Annotated in this window: 19 protein-coding genes; 7 read left to right on the forward strand and 12 right to left on the reverse strand. The window is 66.9% G+C overall.

Translation table 11 applies throughout. The features are described from left to right. Window positions 1–157: 157 nt before the first annotated feature. Together ACVT6V_RS29745 and ACVT6V_RS29750 are read left to right on the forward strand one after the other, a co-directional pair. Window positions 158–1,180 carry a LacI family DNA-binding transcriptional regulator gene (locus ACVT6V_RS29745; protein WP_489897639.1) on the forward strand — a complete coding sequence of 341 codons (1,023 nt, stop codon included), beginning with the start codon at window positions 158–160 and terminating at the stop codon, window positions 1,178–1,180. A gap of 91 nt (window positions 1,181–1,271) precedes the next feature. Next, window positions 1,272–1,511, forward strand: a complete 240-nt coding sequence (locus ACVT6V_RS29750; RefSeq protein ID WP_489897640.1) for a DUF3263 domain-containing protein — start codon at window positions 1,272–1,274, stop codon at window positions 1,509–1,511. A 48-nt stretch (window positions 1,512–1,559) separates the two neighbouring features. Here the strand turns inward: ACVT6V_RS29750 and ACVT6V_RS29755 are convergent, their stop codons facing one another. Next, window positions 1,560–2,009 carry an SMI1/KNR4 family protein gene (locus tag ACVT6V_RS29755; protein ID WP_489897641.1) on the reverse strand — a complete coding sequence of 150 codons (450 nt, stop codon included), beginning with the start codon at window positions 2,007–2,009 and terminating at the stop codon, window positions 1,560–1,562. A gap of 11 nt (window positions 2,010–2,020) precedes the next feature. Further along, the gene (locus ACVT6V_RS29760) at window positions 2,021–2,920 is read right to left on the reverse strand and encodes an HNH endonuclease (RefSeq protein ID WP_489897642.1); all 900 of its coding nucleotides are present in this window, start codon (window positions 2,918–2,920) and stop codon (window positions 2,021–2,023) included. Between the two features lie 1,628 nt (window positions 2,921–4,548). Here ACVT6V_RS29760 and styD point away from each other — a divergent pair. Both styD and ACVT6V_RS29770 read left to right on the forward strand, forming a co-directional pair. After that, entirely contained in the window at window positions 4,549–6,036 is a 1,488-nt protein-coding gene (styD, locus tag ACVT6V_RS29765) for a phenylacetaldehyde dehydrogenase StyD (protein ID WP_489897643.1), read from the forward strand. 43 nt (window positions 6,037–6,079) lie between these two features. Further along, window positions 6,080–7,192: an NDMA-dependent alcohol dehydrogenase gene (locus ACVT6V_RS29770; protein WP_489897644.1), complete on the forward strand. Its 1,113-nt coding sequence runs from the start codon at window positions 6,080–6,082 to the stop codon at window positions 7,190–7,192. A gap of 69 nt (window positions 7,193–7,261) precedes the next feature. Here the strand turns inward: ACVT6V_RS29770 and ACVT6V_RS29775 are convergent, their stop codons facing one another. The 10 genes from ACVT6V_RS29775 to ACVT6V_RS29820 all read right to left on the reverse strand — a co-directional run bounded on the left by ACVT6V_RS29775 (window position 7,262) and on the right by ACVT6V_RS29820 (window position 15,921). Next, a complete protein-coding gene (locus ACVT6V_RS29775; protein WP_489897645.1) occupies window positions 7,262–8,242 on the reverse strand; it encodes an AraC-like ligand-binding domain-containing protein in 981 nt (326 codons plus the stop codon). Between the two features lie 12 nt (window positions 8,243–8,254). Further along, window positions 8,255–9,568: a phenylacetate--CoA ligase PaaK gene (gene paaK, locus ACVT6V_RS29780; protein WP_489897646.1), complete on the reverse strand. Its 1,314-nt coding sequence runs from the start codon at window positions 9,566–9,568 to the stop codon at window positions 8,255–8,257. Between the two features lie 51 nt (window positions 9,569–9,619). Then, the gene (gene paaE / locus ACVT6V_RS29785) at window positions 9,620–10,714 is read right to left on the reverse strand and encodes a 1,2-phenylacetyl-CoA epoxidase subunit PaaE (protein ID WP_489897647.1); all 1,095 of its coding nucleotides are present in this window, start codon (window positions 10,712–10,714) and stop codon (window positions 9,620–9,622) included. A gap of 2 nt (window positions 10,715–10,716) precedes the next feature. Then, complete coding sequence (gene paaD / locus ACVT6V_RS29790; RefSeq protein ID WP_489897648.1) at window positions 10,717–11,226, reverse strand: 1,2-phenylacetyl-CoA epoxidase subunit PaaD; 510 nt, start codon at window positions 11,224–11,226, stop codon at window positions 10,717–10,719. A 2-nt stretch (window positions 11,227–11,228) separates the two neighbouring features. Next, entirely contained in the window at window positions 11,229–12,146 is a 918-nt protein-coding gene (gene paaC / locus ACVT6V_RS29795) for a 1,2-phenylacetyl-CoA epoxidase subunit PaaC (protein WP_489897649.1), read from the reverse strand. A gap of 9 nt (window positions 12,147–12,155) precedes the next feature. Then, on the reverse strand, window positions 12,156–12,518 hold the full coding sequence (gene paaB, locus ACVT6V_RS29800) for a 1,2-phenylacetyl-CoA epoxidase subunit PaaB (RefSeq protein WP_489897650.1): 363 nt from the start codon (window positions 12,516–12,518) through the stop codon (window positions 12,156–12,158). After that, window positions 12,518–13,477, reverse strand: a complete 960-nt coding sequence (gene paaA / locus ACVT6V_RS29805) for a 1,2-phenylacetyl-CoA epoxidase subunit PaaA (protein WP_489897651.1) — start codon at window positions 13,475–13,477, stop codon at window positions 12,518–12,520. Before paaA ends, paaB begins: the two co-directional genes overlap by 1 nt. A gap of 76 nt (window positions 13,478–13,553) precedes the next feature. Continuing rightward, complete coding sequence (locus tag ACVT6V_RS29810; protein ID WP_489897652.1) at window positions 13,554–14,333, reverse strand: enoyl-CoA hydratase/isomerase family protein; 780 nt, start codon at window positions 14,331–14,333, stop codon at window positions 13,554–13,556. After that, window positions 14,330–15,193, reverse strand: a complete 864-nt coding sequence (locus ACVT6V_RS29815; RefSeq protein ID WP_489897653.1) for a 3-hydroxyacyl-CoA dehydrogenase family protein — start codon at window positions 15,191–15,193, stop codon at window positions 14,330–14,332. Before ACVT6V_RS29815 ends, ACVT6V_RS29810 begins: the two co-directional genes overlap by 4 nt. Further along, window positions 15,190–15,921: an enoyl-CoA hydratase/isomerase family protein gene (locus ACVT6V_RS29820; RefSeq protein ID WP_489897654.1), complete on the reverse strand. Its 732-nt coding sequence runs from the start codon at window positions 15,919–15,921 to the stop codon at window positions 15,190–15,192. Before ACVT6V_RS29820 ends, ACVT6V_RS29815 begins: the two co-directional genes overlap by 4 nt. A 114-nt stretch (window positions 15,922–16,035) precedes the next feature. Between ACVT6V_RS29820 and ACVT6V_RS29825 the strand changes: the two genes are divergently transcribed. From ACVT6V_RS29825 to ACVT6V_RS29835, 3 genes are all read left to right on the forward strand, one after another. Next, complete coding sequence (locus tag ACVT6V_RS29825) at window positions 16,036–16,647, forward strand: TetR/AcrR family transcriptional regulator (RefSeq protein ID WP_489897655.1); 612 nt, start codon at window positions 16,036–16,038, stop codon at window positions 16,645–16,647. Window positions 16,648–16,726: 79 nt separating this feature from the next. After that, window positions 16,727–18,766: a phenylacetic acid degradation bifunctional protein PaaZ gene (paaZ, locus tag ACVT6V_RS29830; RefSeq protein WP_489897656.1), complete on the forward strand. Its 2,040-nt coding sequence runs from the start codon at window positions 16,727–16,729 to the stop codon at window positions 18,764–18,766. Continuing rightward, the gene (locus tag ACVT6V_RS29835; protein ID WP_489897657.1) at window positions 18,763–19,077 is read left to right on the forward strand and encodes an EthD family reductase; all 315 of its coding nucleotides are present in this window, start codon (window positions 18,763–18,765) and stop codon (window positions 19,075–19,077) included. The genes paaZ and ACVT6V_RS29835 overlap by 4 nt, the downstream gene beginning before the upstream one ends. The last annotated feature ends 10 nt before the right edge of the window (window positions 19,078–19,087 follow it).

The following is a 19,087-nucleotide window of genomic DNA, read 5'->3' on the forward strand; positions in this document are numbered from 1 at the left end:
CATCTCAGTCATTGGTCAAGGCGTTCTGTTCATTTGCTCAGCACTCGCAGTCACCTGCCTCACGCTGCTACCCAATAGGAACCGCATCGCCCTGGACAGATCCAGGTGATAGCCTTGGATCGCTCCAACACAATTCACACTCCCGGGAAGGGTCACGATGGGTACAGCTGGCGACGCGGCCGGCCGCTCGGCGCGCCCGACCATCGTCGACGTGGCTCGACGCGCCGGGGTTTCCAAATCGCTGGTCTCCCTCGTGCTGCGTGGACAGCCGGGCGCCAGCGAGGCGAATCGGACCGCGGTCTTGCGGGCCGCCGAGGAACTGGGTTACCGCGCCAACGCCGCCGCCCGATCGCTGGCACAACAACGCACACATACCGTCGGGGCCGTGCTCTCCGACATGCGCAACCCGTGGTTCATCGATCTGCTGGCCTCGGTTCGCACCGAGCTGACCGCACACGGTCTGACGCTGTTCTTGTCCGAGGACTTCGGGCTCGAGCGCGACGCTTCGGTGCTCGATGCGTTCATCGAGGCGCGCGTCGACGGACTCCTCTGCCTCGGCACCCTGCCACCGGCCCGCGAATTGCTCTCCACGGCAGAGACGCTCCCGACCGTGGTGGCGGCCGGGCGAGAACCCGATCTACCGAACGTCGATGTCGTGACGGGCGACGACCGCTCGGGTGCGGCACAGGCCGTGGAGCATCTGGTGGGTCTCGGCCACCGACGGATCGCGCATCTCGCCGGTACGGGCCGTGCAGCCGACCTGCGCACCGACGGCTACCGCGATGCGATGCGACGCAACGGCCTCGACGAGTACATCCGCGTGGAGATCAGTGACCGATCTGAAGGCGGAGACCGGGCCGCCGCCACCACGTTGCTGGCCGGCAGCCCCCGGCCGACCGCCATTCTCGCCAACAACGATTACGCCGCTGTGATCACGATGTCGATCGCCAAGGAGGTGGGTCTCGACATTCCCCGTGACCTCAGCGTCGTCGGCTACGACAACAGTTACCTCGCGCGGCTCGGGTACATTGGCCTCACCACACTGGACAACAACTACACCGACATGGGAAGGCTTGCCGTGCAACGGCTCATCGGCCGCATCGACGATCCACGATCAGCCCGGACGGTGACCCTGCTCGATCCCGAGCTGCGAATCAGGTCGACCTCGGTCGAGGTCTGACACCCGACTCGCCGACAACACACCGGAGCCTGTCATTCACACGCACGAACCTGCAACCTGCAGTTCACAATCTTCGGCCAAGATGGACGACATGAACAATGCGACTGAGTTGGTCGCCTTCGCCGAGAGCTGGTACCGCTACGGCGGCGGCGATCCGGACGACATCATGGTCGAGTTCGGACTCACCGAGCTCGTGTACTTCACACGCCTTCGCGACGCCCTCGACGGAGACACCACACTGGACCCGGATGTGCGCAACGCCATCCGGGCCGTCGTCGCACATCGTCTGGGACAGCTTCCCGACGACGAGGACGGGCAGGCCATCGCCTGACCTCGTGGCCTGCTCGTCGGCCGGGCGGCTGGTCTGACGGTTTGCCTGTCACACCAGCTCCCAGGTCTCGAGGTCGGCGATGAACTCGTTCCAGGTGTCGTAGCGCAACGACATGATCTGCTCGGAGCGTGTGCCCTCGTCCAGACCGAGCGTGTCGGCCAGATCGAAGTCGGCCCAGAACATCCGGCCGACTACGTCGTCACGGAGTCCAACACAGAACGCGCCGCCGTCACCGTTGACCGCCGGACGGTACCGCTCGGGGATCAGTTCATAGTGGGTGGAGGTCGCATCCAACAGGATCTGCGCGTCGTCGAACGTGAGCACGTTGTGGACGAGACCGTTACCGCCCGTGCCGGGCACGATGCGCTCGGGGATCGGGCCGGCGCCCACGGTGAGAAGGTGGTCGCGGTAGTCGGCGGGTAGGCGCTGGTCGATGCGTGCTTCGAGCATGGCCACCTCCTCGGAGGTCCACAGTCGCGGTTCACTCAGAAATCGCATGGCTGAGTCCTCTACTTCTTCGCGCCACCGGTGTGACCGACGCCCTCGTGCAGGTCTCTCGGGATCAGCTGCATGGTGGTGCCGTCCTCGCTATGGTGCCAGGCGTAGTCCGGAGGCGGGTTCCAGTTGGGATCGTTGAGTCGTTCGCGAACAATTGCGTTGGCTCCACGTTTGTCGGCGGCGCGGTTGGTGAACCCGTCGGGCAGTTGCACGGTCTCCTTGGCGTAGGGGCCGAAGTCGGGATATCCCTTGTCGGTGAATCGAACCCCGTTCGGATACTTGTCCTTCAGTGTTCCCGGCAGTTCCATCACCTTTCCCGCGTAGCGGCCGTTGCGCGGATAGCTACCGTCCGGCAAGCGGTCCACCCCGGGCGGGGGCGGAGTGCCCGGTGGGATGACAACCGGTGTTGTCGGTGCCGGTGATGTCTGCGCCGGTGGGCCGCGTGGTGCCGACGGTCCGGCGGGAGGGGCCGACGGGGCGGGAGCAGCCGGCGGGGCCGGGACCGCAGACGGCGGTGTAGCAGGCGGTGGGGGCGGCACCTGCTCGGTCCGCGGCGGTGACGGAGCGCTCGGCGCAGGTGCCTCGTCGGGTGCCGGGGCGGGCTGGTCCGGGGCCTGCTGATCGGGGTCGGGCGCGAACAGGTCGACGATCGTCTCCAGGGTCCGGCCGATGATGTCGATGATCCGTACGTAGTCACCCCAGCCGCGCAGTGCTTGTGCCGGTGGATTATTCGGAGAGGTCGTGTCCGGCCGGCGGGTCTCCGGCCTCCTCCGGCCGTCGAGGTCGGGTGACTGTGGTGTCGACTCCCCGGGCTCGGCCTTCTGCTGTGGCGGCGACAGGATCCGGGCGGGCGGATTCGTGTCGTCGCGCTTCGGCTTCGGCGGCGACGCTGACGGCGGGTCGTCCGGCACCGCGGGTGGCGCCGGCGCCGGGGTCCGGTCGGTTCGTTCGGATTCCCCGGGCGACGATGTGCCGGGTGTCTGTGGCCGCGGTGCGACCCTCGGCTGCGAGTCCTGGTCTGGTCGTGTGCCGGCGGTCGGTCCGGAAGGGCGGTCAGTGGAGCGGTTCTCGCGGTCATGGGATCGACTTCGCTTGCTGTCTCCCGGTTCGCGGCTGTCGCGGTGCGAGGAGCTGCGGTCACCGCTACCAGGCGCCGTGGCGTTGGGGGTGTATTTGTTGGGACCTCGGTTCGGCGATGTGCCGGAGCGTCGATCGCCGGACCTGTCCTGCGCACCCTCCCCGCTGTCGCGACCAGAGGAGTTCGAATCACCACCCTGTGGTGCCCTGGTGTTCGGAGAATACTTGTGGGGACCACGATCCGGCTTCGGAGCGGGCGAGTGCGGCGTCGAGGGCTTGGCCGGGTCTGGGGCGGACCGGCCCGGCGAGCCGGGCGAGCCGGGTGCGTTGCCGCCGGGGCCGGCCTGCGGAGTTCGCGGCCTCAGCGTGTGCGCATCGCCGCCACCTGTGCCGGGCGATGTCGGTGAGGATTTGTTCTTCCCGCTCTTGTTATCTGGGGACTGCGTCGAGGAATGCCCCGCACCCATCCCGTTCGGCGACGCTGCGATCGCGTGTGTGGCCGGCAGCGCACCGATCAGCATGATCGCCAGCACGGTGATGACCGAGCGAATCAACAATGTCATGGATCTCGAAGCCCGCATTGGTATCTCGCCTTCGTCTCGGTGGTCGATTCGAGGCGACTGTATGGCAGCAGCCCGAACCGAATCGAGGGCGGACTCGGAACTTCGGCCACGCGAACGACATCCGCCGAGCAGTTGGCAGCGATGGGGAACATTCGACGAAGTCGGTTGCGTCCCACAGGTAGGCGCAAGCCATGTTCACGACACCTTCGACCCCCGAGGAGCCTGCGAGGAGCCTCCGAGCCTGCGAGGACACGTCACACCTGTCGATCCCCGAGGAGCCTCCGAGCCTGCGAGGACACGTCACCTGTCGATCCCTGAGGAGCCTCCGAGCCTGCGAGGACACGTCACCTGTCGACCCCTGAGGAGCCTCCGAGCCTGCGAGGATGCGTCACGAAGGGCCGCCCCTTCGTGACACTCGGCTAGCGCCTCGTTCCTCAGGGAGCGGGTTGGGTTCTCACGCAACGATCACACCCTTCGGGGCAAGAAGCGTTTGGGGTTCTCGCGCGACGATCGCAACCCTTCGGGTCAACAAGCGTTTGGGGTTCTCACGCAACCATCGCAACCCTTCGGGTCAACAAGCGATTGGGGTTCTCACGCAACCATCGCAACCCCCTCGGCTCAACAAGCGATTGGGGTTCTCGCGCGACGATCGCAACCCTTCGGGTCAACAAGCGATTGGGGTTCTCGCGCAACGATCGCAACGTCGAGTCGCGAATCGGCGGAGACGCTCGGTGCGCCGACACAATCCGGCGCCCGGATGATGCGGTACCCGCATCGTCAACAAACCGTGCGCCCGTGTCCAAGTAACCGGCGTCACATTTCGCGAGGCTGGTCAGAGCAGGCAGATGCCTGACGGCCGGACTTCATCGCAGGCTCCGGCCCGAGCGATGGGAGCGAACATGACATCCGTACAGGACCTCGACGCCGGGACACTCCTCCCGCCCGACACCGCGGTGGACCTCTTCGTCGACGGAGTCTGGCGAAAGTCCGCCACCGCAGCCACTTTCGACGACTTGCATCCCGCATCCGGGCGACTGCTGGTCCGGGTGGCAGCCGGATCGACGCAGGACGTCGACGATGCGGTGCGTGCCGCCCGCGCGCAGTTGAACGGCGAATGGGGCAACCTCTCCGGCGCCGCCCGCGGGCGCATCCTGTCCCGGATCGCCGATCTGATCGAACGCGACGGGGAACGGCTCGCCCTCCTCGAGGCACTCGACATCGGCAAGCCGATCGGGCAGCCCACCATGCTCGACATCCCCAACGCCGCCGCAACATTCCGCCACTTCGCCGGGTGGGCGGACAAGATCACCGGTCAGACCATCCCGACGGCCGGCTATTTCGGGCGACCGACCCACTCCTACACCGTCCGCGAGCCGGTGGGCGTCATCGGCGCCATCATTCCCTGGAACACGCCGCTGATGATCGCGGCCTGGAAACTCGCTCCTGCCCTCGCGTGTGGCAACACGGTCGTGGTCAAGCCACCGGAGGATGCCCCGCTGTCAGTCCTGCATCTGGCCCGCCTGCTGCAGGAGGCCGGGCTCCCCGACGGTGTGGTCAACGTCGTACCGGGTCTCGGGAACGTCGCAGGCGAAGCGCTCGTGGCGCATCCCGACGTCGACAAGATCAGCTTCACCGGAAGTCCGAGGGTCGGCCGACACATCGCCAAGGCGGCCGCGGACACCTTCAAGCGAACGACGCTGGAGCTCGGCGGCAAGTCTCCCCAGATCATCCTGGCCGACGCCGATGTCGAGGCCGCGATCAACGGCACCGCCATGGGTTTGTTCTTCAACCAGGGCGAGGTGTGCGCTGCAGGTACCCGCGTGCTGGTGCACCGGTCGCTCTACCAGCAGGTGGTCGACGGTTTGGCTGCCGCGGCATCTGCGCAGGTGCTCGGCGATCCGCTGGCCGAGACCACCACGATGGGCGCGCTGGTCAACGCCAAACAGCGCGACACAGTCCTGTCCTACATCGACGCCGGCAAGCGTGAGGGGGCACGGGTCGTGGCGGGTGGAGAGATTCTCGACGGCGACGGGTTCTTCGTGCAGCCGACCATCTTCGCCGACGCGACCAACGAGATGACGATCGCGCGCGAGGAGATCTTCGGGCCGGTGGGCACCGTGATCGCGTTCGACGACGTCGACGATGCGATCCGGATCGCCAATGACACCGATTACGGCCTGGCTGCGAGCATCTGGACCCGCGACGTCTCCTATGCGCACACCCTCGCGAGCAAGGTGCGGGCCGGCGCGGTCTGGGTCAACGGATGGGCCGCGATCGACCCCGCATTGCCCTGGGGCGGCATGAAGACCAGCGGTATCGGCCGCGAACTGGGTTGGGCCGGAATCGAGGCCAACACCGAGGAGAAGGTCGTCACCGTCGTTCTCTGACCACCACGACCACCACCACCACGAACGAGGAAGGCAAGTATCCATGAAGACACAAGCTGCGGTGCTCTGGGAGCCCGGACAGGATTGGCAGATCGAGGAACTCGTTCTCGACGCCCCGAAGTACGGCGAGGTGAAGGTCGAGCTCGCCGCGTCGGGAATGTGCCACTCCGACGAACACGTACGAGACGGCAGCGTACCGGTCGGCATGTATCCCTACATCGGCGGCCACGAGGGCGCCGGTGTGGTCACCGAGATCGGCCCCGGTGTGACCACGGTCGAGGTCGGCGACCACGTCGCCCTCGGGTTCATCCCGGCCTGCGGACGGTGTCGGTCGTGCGCGACCGGAAAGTCGAGCATCTGCGACCTCGGCGCCAACCTTCTTGCCGGCGTGCAACTCTCCGATGGCACCGCACGGCATCACGTCAACGGCCAGGATGCCGGCCTCATGTGTCTGCTCGGCACGTTCGCCCCGGTCACGGTCGTCAACGAGGCGTCCTGCGTCAAGCTGACCAAGGACATCCCGCTGGACAAGGCCGCGCTTGTCGGCTGCGGTGTCACCACCGGTTGGGGATCGTCGGTCTACGCCGCCGAGGTGTCCGCCGGGGAGACCGTCGTGGTGCTCGGGATGGGTGGGGTCGGCTGCGGGGCCGTTCAGGGCGCCGCACTCGCCGGCGCCCGCCACGTCGTGCTGGTCGATCCGTCGCCGTTCAAGCGGGATCAGGCCAAGGTGTTCGGCGCCACCCATGCCGTCGCGTCCATCGACGAGGCGTTGGCGCTCCTGCAGGATCTGACCTGGGGCCAGCTCGCCGACAAGGTCCTCATCACGGTGGACGTGGCCGACGGCGCCCTGATCGCACCCGCGATGTCCCTGGTCGCCAAGGGCGGTGTGTGCGTGCAGGTCTCGGTCGGCGACATCACCTCGACGGAGGTCAGCATGAGCCTGTTCGATCTGACGGCCATGCGCAAGACCCTCAAGGGAGCATGGTTCGGCAACGCCAACATCCGTTTCGACATCCCCCACCTGCTCCGGTTGTACATGGAAGGCCATCTCAAGCTCGACGAGATGATCACCAGCACGTACTCGCTGGATCAGGTGAACGAGGGATATGCGGCGATGCGCAACGCCGAGAACGTGCGTGGCGTCATCATGTACTGACGTTTCGAACATTCTGTGAGAGTGCCGAACTCGCCCTGTGAACCATCGAGCAGGGCGGGTTCGGCACGATCAGTCGGCGAGCGATTGCGCGTCGCGGAACTGCCGCGGAGACATCTCGTACGCCTGCTTGAACAGACGCGAGAAATGGGAGGCGTCGACCAGTCCGTTCGCTGCGCAAATGGCGCCGATGCTGCGATGACGCTGGCCGGCGTCGGCGAGGTCACGTCGGCAGCGCTCCAGGCGACGTTGCCGGATGAATCCGGCGACGGAGTGTCCGTCATAGGCGAACAGCTTCTGCAGATACCGCACCGACACATGATGATGCGCGGCGACCGTCGTCGGGGTGAGGTCAGGATCGCCCAGATGTGCCTCGATATAGGCTCGGGCGGTGAGCAGGACGGTCTCGCCGGCACCGAGCGACTCGGTCGGCGCCGACGATCGGATGACCGCGCTGACCAGATCCGCGACGGCGTCCTGGACCAATGGCGCAGCCACACCGGCGCCAGTGACGTCGGACCGCAGCGACACGAGAAGTGGTTTGAGCAGACCGGCCGTGCCCCGGTCGGTCCCGATGCTGCGGGCGGTGGCGTCGCCGAGTTCGCGGTCGGCGACTCGGAGTGCTTGTCGCGGAATCACTGCCACCAACATGTCGAACGAGTCCTCGAGGTCGAGGTCGTATTCGACGCTGGTGTCGTAGACCGACAGATCACCCGGACCGAGCTCGGCGAACCGTCCACGCTGGTGCACCGTGCTGTGTCCACGGAGCTGGAGCGCCACCTTGATCACGCCGGGATCGGCCCGGCGGATCATGGACGCCGATCGCCGGACCCGTGAGCGGTCCCCGATGACCTCGGAAAGCTGAAGCTCGCCGAGGGCCATCGAGTCGAGGAAGCCGCGAAACTCGCCGGCACGATCATCCGGTGAGGCGTCCAACGGCACGAACGCGGACGAGATCGCCTCACGCCACTCGTCGAAACCCACTGCGGCAGGAACGCCGACGTCTGCCGACCGGGTTCGTCCGGCATCGCCGTCGGGGTGAGAACGCGGCATCTGGTCTCCTCGTCAGTCCTGGGGCCGGTTGTCCACCAGTCGCTTCGCCTTCCCGGTCGAGCGGAACAGCGCGGCCGGTTCCACCGCATCGACGGCCACGGTGACCCCGATCCGGTCCTTGATCAGCTTCTGCAGCTCGGTGGCGGCCGCTCCCCGATGCTCGGCCGGTACGTCGTGACGGTACTCCACTTTCACCGTCAGCTGATCCATCCGGCCCGGTCGATCGAGGATGCACTGGAACTGCGGCGCCAACGCCGGCACGGTGAGGATCAGCTCCTCGATCTGGGTCGGGAACAGGTTCACGCCGCGCAGGATGATCATGTCATCGGTCCGGCCGGTGACCTTCTGCATGCGCCGCATCGACCGTGCCGTACCCGGCAACAGCCGGGTCAGATCCCGTGTGCGGTAGCGGATGATCGGCATGGCTTCCTTGGTGAGGGAGGTGAAGACGAGTTCGCCTTCCTCACCGTCGGGCATTACCTCACCGGTCATCGGGTCGATGATCTCGGGGTAGAAGTGGTCCTCCCAGATGTGCAGGCCGTCTTTGGTCTCCACGCATTCCATCGCCACACCCGGACCCATCACCTCCGACAGTCCGTAGATGTCGACGGCATCCATGTCCAGTTGCTGTTCCAGTTCCCGACGCATCTGTTCGGTCCACGGCTCGGCGCCGAACACGCCGGTCCTCAGCGACGTCGCGGCCGGGTCGATCCCCTTGGCCAGCATCGCGTCGACGATGGTCAGCATGTACGACGGCGTCACCATGATCGCGTCCGGGCGGAAGTCCTCGATGAGCTGGATCTGCCGATCGGTCATCCCGCCGGACATCGGGATCACCGTGCAGCCCAGTCGTTCCGCACCATAGTGTGCGCCCAGACCGCCGGTGAACAGCCCGTAGCCATAGGCGACGTGCACCTTGTCCGACGGTTTCACCCCGGCCGCACGCAGGCTGCGTGCCACGAGGTCGGCCCAGTTGTCGAGGTCGCCGGCGGTGTAGCCGACCACGGTCGGACGGCCGGTGGTGCCCGACGACGCGTGAATCCGCGACACCTGATCCTGCGGCACGGCCAGCATCCCGAACGGATAGTTTTCCCGCAGATCGGCTTTCGCGGTGAACGGGAACTTCGCCAGGTCGGCGAGCTCGTGCAGGTCGTCGGGGTGCACACCCCGCTCGTCGAAGGCCTGCCGATAGTGCGGCACGTTCGCATACGCGTGGGCCAGCGACCACCGCAGCCGCTCGAGCTGGGTCGCGGCGATCTCGTCACGCGACGCGAACTCCAGGTTTTCGGGACTTCCGGCCGTCGGTCGGGGCAACGTACTCGTCATCGTTCTACTCCGGGGATGTGTTCGGGATGATTGTGTTCTGGGGCATCGTGATCAGGCGTCGAAGTCGACGGTGACGCTGTCCCCGACGGGGAATGTCTGGCAGGTCAGAACGAATCCTTCTGCCACTTCGGCGTCTTCGAGTGCGTAGTTGCGTCGCATGTCGGTCTCGCCGCAGGTCACCTTGGCCCGGCACGTGCCGCAGACGCCGCCCTTGCACGCGAAGGGAAGATCCGATCGCAACTGTTCACCGGCGTCGAGGATCGACTCGTCCTTCGGCAGCCGTCCGGTCACCGATCGGCCGTCCAGCACGATCGTGACGTCGCTGCTCGGGCCGGTGACGCCCGGCTCCCGATGTTTCTCCAGTGGTGGCGGCACGTCATCGACGTAGAAGAGTTCGTGGTGGATCCGCGATTTCGGCACGTCCAGGTCGGCAAGGACCTGTTGCGCGTCGATGATCATGCCGTACGGCCCACACAGCCAGAAGTGGTCGATGTCCGGTGTCGGCACGACGGTTTCGAAGATCGCGCGCAGCCGATCGGCGTCGAGTCGGCCGGTGAACAGTTCCACCTCACGCGGTTCGCGGGAGAGCACATGGATGACGTCGAGTCGCTCCCCGTACTCATCCTTGAGGTCGGCGATCTCCTCGGCGAACATGACCGATCGCGATCGCCGGTTCCCGTAGAGCAGAACGACTTCGGCATCAGGGTTGGTGAGCACCGACGCCGCGATCGACAGCATGGGCGTGATCCCCGATCCGGCGGCGATCAGGACGTGCCGGCCGCCGGCGGTGGGGTCGGCGACGAAGCTGCCGGTGGGCGCCTGCACGTCGATCCGGTCCCCCGGCCGTACGTCATGGACCAGCCAGGTCGAGAACAATCCGTCGCTCACCTCGCGCACACCGACCCGCGGCGCGGAGCCCGTCGGCGCGCAGATCGAATACGACCGCCGGTGTTCGACGCCGTCGATGGTGCGACTGAGCATGAGTGCCTGTCCGGGCCGGAAGTCGTACTCGCCGGCCAGATCTGCGGGCACGTCGAAGCGTACGGCGACGGCGTCGTCACACAGCTTCTCGACGTCGGCGACGGTCAGCGTGTGAAACGGCCTGTTGCGTGGTGGAGTGGCCACCGGTTCGGCGGTGGTGGTCATGGTCAGATCTCCTTCACGTGGTCGAAGGGCTCCGAGCAGCTCAGGCATCGGTAGTGGGCCTTGCACAGCGTTGCGCCGAACTCCGAGACCAGTTGTGTCGCATCGGAACCGCACTGGGGACAGGTGAGCGTCCGCGGCCGGGGGGTCAGCGTGAGCGGGATCGGGCCCGAGGTGCGCGCGGGCGCGGGCCGGGGCAGGGAGTACCCGTTGTCGGCGAGCTTGGCCCGGCCCTGGGCGGAGATCCAGTCCGTCGACCAGGTGGGGGCGAGTTGCGTGCGGACCACCACGCTGCGGTAGCCGTGTCGGGTCAGGGTGTGCTCGATGTCGTCGCGCATGGTCGCGATCGCCGGGCAGCCGGAGTAGGTCGGGGTGATGGTGACCACCACGCCGCCGTTGTCGTCGACCGCGACGTCGCGCAGCACACCCAGGTCGTCGAGGGTCAGCATCGGCATCTCGGGGTCGAGAACCGACGCGGCGAGCTCGTGGGCCGTCCGTTGGACCGTTGTCGGCATCGTCACCAGACTCCTTCGGGATGTGCCCGTGCCACGGACTGCATCTCGGCCAGCAGCAGCCCCATCGCCTCGGTGTGCAGACCGTCGCGGCCGCCCCGACCGCCGACAGTGCCGACGTTCCCGACGGTGGGTGTCTCGAGCTCCGCGGCATGCAGCACCTGGGTGAGCACCGCGTCGAATTCCGCGCGGACGTCGCGCGGATCGACGCCGACCGACAGCTGCGCCAATGCGATCTCCTCGGCGGTCGGCCGGAACAGCTCCTCCACATACGGCCACACGCGGGTCAGTGCCTGGGATACCCGACGCTTGGACTCGGTCGTCCCGCACCCGAGTGTGACAACCCAGCGGGCCGCGTAGTCGCGGTGATACGTCAGTTCTTTCACACCCTTGCGGGCGACCGCGGACAGCACCGGGTCGCGCGATGTGCGCAACCGATCGAAGATCGCCAACCGCCAGGTGACGAAGATCAGCAGTCGTACCATCGACGTCGCGAAGTCCTCGTTGTCCTGCTCGACGAGCCGCACGTTGCGGAATCCGGACTCGTCCCGGAAGAACGCCAACGCATCCTCGGCGGGTACCGGCGAGGTGTCCGAGATGTACGGGACCACCGAACTGTCGGCGGCCGCCGCACGGGCGAGGAGCAGGCGGGCCTGCCCCAGCAGATCCAGTCCCACGTTGGCCAGCGCGACCTCTTCCTCGAGCTCCGGTGCGCGGGTACTCCACTGCGCCAGTCGCTGTGAGCTCAGTAGGGCGTCGTCGCCCAGCATCAGGCAGTACCCGGCGAGCGCGGTCAGATCGACGTCGTCGGGCACTGTGGTGTCCACCCCCGCGAGCGGGTCGTCAAAGCTGGTCCCGAAGGCCCACTGCCCGTGGGAGTCCTCGTCGACCAGCCCGTCATAGGCATTGTCGTGATCAGTCATGTCCGGGCCTCACATGTGGGGAACGTTGTCGGGGATCTCGTAGAACGTCGGGTGCCGGTAGACCTTGTCCCCGCTCGGCGCGAAGTACGCATCCTTCTCCGACGGGCTCGACGCCACGACCCGATTGGACGGGACCACCCAGATGCTCACCCCCTCGTTGCGACGGGTGTAGACGTCCCGGGCGTGGCGCAGCGCCATCTCGTCGTCGGCGGCATGCAGCGAACCGACGTGCACGTGGTTCAGTCCGCGCTTGCCACGCAGGAACACCTCGTACAACGGCCAATCGGCCTTGACCTGTGCGCTTGCCGGCTGCACCGGCACGTTCTCGATTGGCACGGCACCGTGGCCGCCCTCGGCGGTCAGATCGCTCATCACGCCACCTCCTGCTTCCGGTTGGCGAAGGCCGTGGCCGCCTCGCGGACCCATGCACCTTCTTCGTGTGCGGCGCGACGGTTGGCGATCCGCTCCGCGTTCGCCGCGCCGTTGCCCTTGATGACCTCGGTGAACTCGCTCCAGTCCGGCTCCCCGAAGTCGTAGGACTGCCGGTCCGCGTTCCAGGTCAGGTCGGGGTCGGGGAAGGTGACCCCCAGCGCCTGCGCCTGCGGCACGCTCATGTCGACGAACCGTTGGCGCAGTTCGTCATTGGTGTGGCGCTTGATCTTCCAGCGCATCGACTGTGCGGTGTTCGGCGACTGGTCGTCGGGCGGACCGAACATCATCAGCGCGGGCCACCACCACCGGTCGACGGACTCCTGGACCATCGCCCGCTGTTCGTCGGTGCCGCGCATCATCGTCGACAGCAGCTCGTAGCCCTGGCGCTGATGGAAGGACTCTTCTTTGCACACCCGGATCATCGCCCGGGCGTACGGACCGAACGAGCTGCGGCACAGCGGAACCTGATTACAGATGGCCGCACCGTCCACCAGCCAGCCGATGGTGCCGACATCGGCGTAGGTGAGTGTGGGGTAGTTGAAGATCGAGGAGTACTTCTGCTTGCCCTCGATCAGCTTCGTCGTCAGATCGGCGCGGTCGGCGCCGAGGGTCTCGGCGGCGGAGTAGAGGTAGAGACCGTGGCCGGCCTCGTCCTGCACCTTGGCCATCAGGATCGCCTTGCGCCGCAACGACGGGGCACGTGTCAGCCAGTTCCCCTCCGGCTGCATACCGATGATCTCCGAATGGGCGTGCTGGGCCACCTGCCGGATGAGGGTCTTGCGGTAGCCGTCGGGCATCCAGTCGCGGGGTTCGATCCGCTGGTCGTCGGCGATGGTCTGCTCGAAGTACTGCTCGACATCAGCTGCGGAATCGACGTCCATGGGCTGTGACGTGGGCATCTGTCCTACTTTCAATACCGAATGATCGGTTGGTAAATAGTATGCGGGAAGGCGCGCCGGAGCACAAGGCCCCGGGTCAGCGACCGACGAACGTCGGCTTCTCCTTGGCCAGGAACGCGGCGACCGCAGCCTTGTGGTCGACACTGCATCCGAGCGTGACCTGCGCCTCGAGCTCACGGCCGAGGGCGGCGGTCAGACCGTCGGCGGATGCGGCGACCAACGACTTGATCTCCCGGTAGGCCGCAGTCGGTCCGTTCGCCAGCGAGCGGGCGACGTCGAGGGCGACATCGCGGACATCCGCGTCGTCGACGACGCGATGCACCAGACCCCAGTCCGACGCCTGCTCCGCGGTCACCTTGTCGCCCAGGAGCAGCAGGGCGCCGGCGCGACTCGCACCGAGGTTCTGCACCAGCGAGTGACTCAGGCCGGAGTCGGCGGCCAGGCCGATCCCACTGAAGGCGGTGGCGAAGGAGGTCCGCGTGCCGGCGATCCGTACGTCGGCGGTGAGAGCAATCCCCCATCCGGCGCCGACGCAGGCACCCGGGATGGCCGCCACCACCGGCACGCGCAGCCCGGACAGCGCCGTGATGAGCGGGTTGTAGTGCTCACCGACGGTGTTCATCGCGGTCGCGGGATTCGATTCGAGCGCACCGACATGTTCGCCGAGATCCTGTCCGACGCAGAAGTTCTTGCCTTCGGCCGTGAGCAGGACCGCCCGCACGTCGGCGTTGGCACCGACGGCGTGCACGGCGTCGACGAATGCCGTCTTGGTGGCCGCGTCGAACGCGTTGTGCGCCTCCGGTCGTGCGAGCGTGATGGTGGCGAGTCCGTCGGAGATGTCGAGGGTGACGGTCATGATGTCGATCCTTCCCAGTCGTGGAAGCCACGGCCGGACTTGCGTCCGAGTTCACCGCGAGACACTTTGTCGCGCAGTAGTTGTGGCGGAGTAAAACGGTCCCCGAGGGTGGCCGCGAGGTGCTCGGCGATGGCCAGGCGGACGTCGAGGCCCACCAGGTCCGTCGAGCGCAGTGGGCCCATCGGGTGCCGGTATCCGAGTTCCATCGCACGGTCGATGGATTCGGCGTCGGCGACGCCTTCCGCCAGCATCCGGATCGCCTCGAGACCCAGGCACACGCCCAGACGGCTCGTGGCAAAACCCGGTGAGTCGTTCACCAGGACCTCCGCCTTGCCGAGCAACTCCACCCAGCCGCGGACCAGCGCGACGGTCTCGGCCGAGGTGGTGGACGTGCGGACGATCTCCACCAGCGACGACGCCGGCACCGGATTGAAGAAGTGCATGCCGATGAACCTGGTGGAGTCCGTGAGCGCCACACCGAGTTCGGCGATGGAGATCGAGCTGGTGTTGGTGGCGATGATCGTCGCCGGCCCGACCGCCTTCTCGATGGCGGAGAGCACGTCGATCTTGAGCGACGGGATCTCGGGGACCGCCTCGACCACCAGCGCGACGTCGGCGGGCAGGTCGAGCGGCCCGGAGACGGTACTCACCCGCTGCCGGATCGCATCGACGCCCTGCCCACCGAGCTTGCCCCGCTCGTGCGCGCGGGCGAGACCGGCGCTGACCCGGTCCAGGGCGGCGTTCTGGTCCGCTGCCTCGGCGATGGTCACCGTCGAGCCGAGCGTGGCGAAGACCTGGGCGATCCCGGCACCCATCCGGCCACCGCCGACCACGGCCACGGCATGGGGAATTGCGGTCATCGTTTCCTCTCCAGAAATGCGGTCATCCGTTGCTGCTTCTCGTCGGTCTCGAAGAGCACCGCCTGCGCGATGTCGTCGGCCCAGGGATGCGATCCCGGAGCGTCGACGATGGTCTTGGTCAGCCGCAACGCCAGCGGAGCCTGGCGGACGATCCGGTCCACCACGCGATGGGCCGCGGCCAGATGGTCGTCGACGATGTCGAGCACCAACCCGGTCTGCAGCGCCGCATCGGCATCAAGCCGGCGACCGGCGAGCAGCACCTGCTTGGCCACCGACGCACCGACCAGCGTCGGCAACCGGTAGTTCGCGCCGGCCGCGGCCAGGATGCCCAGGCCGGGTTCCGGGTTGCCGAACACGGCGGTGGGCGTAACGACCCGCAGGTCACAGGCGTAGGCCAGTTCGGCTCCGCCACCGAGCGCGTAGCCGCTGACCGCGGCGACCGTCGGGAGCGGCAATCGGGCGATGCGATCGAACAGGGTGCGGTTGATCCCCGCCAGCGCCTCGGCCCGCCGACGTTCGCGCAGCTCCCCGATGTCAGCACCACCGGCGAAGTGCTCACCCCGGCCGACCAGGATGAGCGGCTTGGGATCGCGTTCGATCCGGGCGCAGGCGTCATGGAGATCGTCGATCATCGCCGCATTGATGGCGTTGCGCTGGTCGGGCCGATCAAGCGTCACGACGAACCGGTCGTCACGCTCCTCGAGTTCGATGGTCTTGCAGTCTGTCACCGATCACTCCTCGTGTCGTCCCGCTCACAGTAACCAACCTTTCGGTCGGTAATCAAGTGCCTGCGGTGGACTTTGTGTTGGGCGGGCGCGGCCCGGGGTGAGAGGATGGCGAACATGACCAGTGCGCGAACACCCCGCCGAACCGGCCGCCCGGGCCGCCCCGGGTACGACCTCGACTCGCTACTCGCGGTCGCCGTCAAGGTGTTCAACGACAAGGGCTACGACGGCACCAGCATGGATGTGCTGGCCGAGCGGCTCGGCATCAGCAAGTCGTCGATCTACCACCATGTGTCCGGAAAGGAAGAGCTTCTCGAACTCGCGCTGAACCGTGCGATGAACGCGCTTTTCGCCGTCACGCTCGAGACCCAGGCGACCGAGGGCCGCTACATCGACCGCCTCGAACACCTGGTCAGACGCAGTGTCGACATCCTGGTCGCCGAACTGCCGTACGTCACCCTGCTCCTACGGGTACGCGGTAACTCCGCGGTGGAGCGGCGCGCCCTGGCCCGTCGGCGCGAGTTCGACAACTTCGTCTCCGAGTTGGTCACCGCCGCCGCCGAGGAGGGCGACCTGAACCCGGGCATCGATCCCGCCCTGGTCGCGCGGCTGCTCTTCGGCACCGTGAACTCACTGATCGAGTGGTACCGCCCGCGCACCGGCGGTTCGGCGGCCGAACTCGGCGACGCCGTCGTCGCACTGACCTTCGATGGGCTCCGCCGAACCTGATCGCGGTCGCCGTCTTGACAACTCCCACCGTCCGCAGCGATGGTAATTACCGACCGAACGTACGGTGGATGGAGTTGACGTGAGCAGACTACTCGAGAGCTACACACAGGGGCGTTGGTTCGCCGCGGAGGATGCCGGCACATCGTTGCTGAGTGCAGTCGACGGCAGTGAGGTCGCCCGGATCTCGTCTGCCGGCCTCGACCTGGCCGGGATGGTCGATCACGCACGCGATGTCGGCGGTCCGGCGTTGCGGGCCCTGACCTTCCATGAGCGGGCCGCCCTGCTCAAGCAGCTCGGGATGACGCTGATGGCGGGGAAGGACGAGTTCTACGCGCTCTCGGCATCCACCGGAGCCACCACGAGGGATTCGGCGGTCGACATCGACGGCGGCATCGGCACCGTACTCAGCTATGCGAGCAAGGCCCGACGGGAATTGCCCAACGACACGGTCTATCTCGACGGTGGGATCGAGCAGCTCGGCAAGAAGGGCACCTTCCTCGGCCAGCACATCTACACACCGCGCCGCGGCGTCGCCGTCCAGATCAATGCGTTCAACTTCCCGGTCTGGGGGTTTCTCGAAAAGCTCGCACCCGCGTTCATCGCGGGCGTGCCGTCGATCATCAAACCCGCCAGCCAGACCGCCTATCTCACCGAGCTGGTGTTCCGCCGCATCATCGAGAGCGGGATCCTGCCCGAGGGTTCGGTGCAGTTGATCAGCGGTGGCGCCCGCGACCTGCTCGATCACCTCGGCGGCCAGGATTCGGTGGCGTTCACCGGTTCCGCCGACACCGCCGCCACCTTGAGGTCGCACCCCAGCGTCGTCAACCTCGGTGTGCATTTCACGGCCGAGGCCGACTCGCTCAACGCGTCGATCCTCGGCCCGGACGTCGCGCCCGACGATCCCGAGTTCGACCTGTTCGTCAAGCAACTGGTCACCGAGATGACCGTGAAGGCCGGCCAGAAGTGCACGGCCATCCGCCGTGCGCTGGTGCCCGCGTCGGCGGTCGATGCGGTCATCGAGGCCGCACGCGTGCGCCTGGGGAAGGTCGTCGTCGGCAATCCGGCGTCCGAGCAGGTCACGATGGGCGCCCTGGCGAGCGTCGAGCAGCGCGACGAGGTGCTCAAATCGCTTCGCGGGCTGACGAAGTCGGCGACGGTCGTGTTCGGCGACCCGGAGCACGTCGAAGTGGTCGACGCCGATGAGTCGGCGGGGGCGTTCCTGTCCCCCATCCTCCTGCACGCCGACGACAAGACCGCACCCGAGCCGCACGAGATCGAGGCCTTCGGCCCGGTGTCGACGATCATCGGCTACGACGACACCGCGGACGTGATCGACCTCGCCGCGCGCGGACAGGGCAGTCTCGTCGCGTCGGTGGTGACCAAGGATGCGCAGATCGCGCGCGAGATCGTCCTGGGCCTGGCGCCCTACCACGGCCGTGTCCTGGTGCTCAACAGCGAGGATGCCCGCGAGTCGACCGGTCACGGATCACCCCTGCCGGTGCTCGTCCATGGCGGCCCCGGACGGGCCGGCGGCGGCGAGGAACTCGGCGGCATCCGCGGCGTGCTGCATCACATGCAGCGCACCGCGATCCAGGGCACGCCCGATGTACTGACCGCGATCGGACACAAGTGGGTCACCGGGGCCCAGCGCATCGAGACCGACGTTCACCCGTTCCGAAAGAATCTGGCGGAGTTGCGGATCGGCGACACCATCGTGGGCGGTCCCCGACAGGTGACACGCGCCGACATCGACCACTTCGCGGAGTTCACCGGAGACACGTTCTACGCACACACCGACCCGGAGGCAGCCGCGGCCAATCCCCTGTTCGGCGGCATCGTCGCCCACGGATACCTGGTCGTCTCACTCGCCGCGGGCCTGTTCGTCGACCCCGCTCCGGGCCCCGTGCTCGCCAACTTCGGCGTCGACGGTCTGCGGTTCCTCACACCGGTCAAGGCCGAGGACAGCCTGACCGTGACGCTCACCGCGAAACAGATCACGCCCCGCCAAAGCGCCGACTACGGCGAGGTGCGCTGGGATGCGGTGGTGACCAATCAGAACGACGACCCGGTCGCCACCTACGACGTGCTGACACTCGTTGCCAAGGGAGAACAATCATGACCGTTCGAGTTGCCGTATGCTACGGAAAACCCGAGGACACAGACGAATTCGACGACTACTACACGCGGGTGCACGTCCCGCTCGCGAATCAGGTGCCCGGTCTGCGGAAGTTCGCCTGGGGCAAGGTGACGTCGATGGACGGCTCCGAGCCACCCCACTATGCGATCGCGAGTCTGTACTTCGACGACACTGCGGCGCTCCGGACGGCCCTTGCCTCCCCCGAGATGGGGGTCGCCGGAAAAGACGTCGCCAATTTCGCGACCGGTGGTGCCACCATGTTCATCCACGACGAGGAGGAAGTCGGACCGTGACCGCCATCGA

It is taken from the genome of Gordonia sp. LMA167 (genome assembly GCF_058130025.1).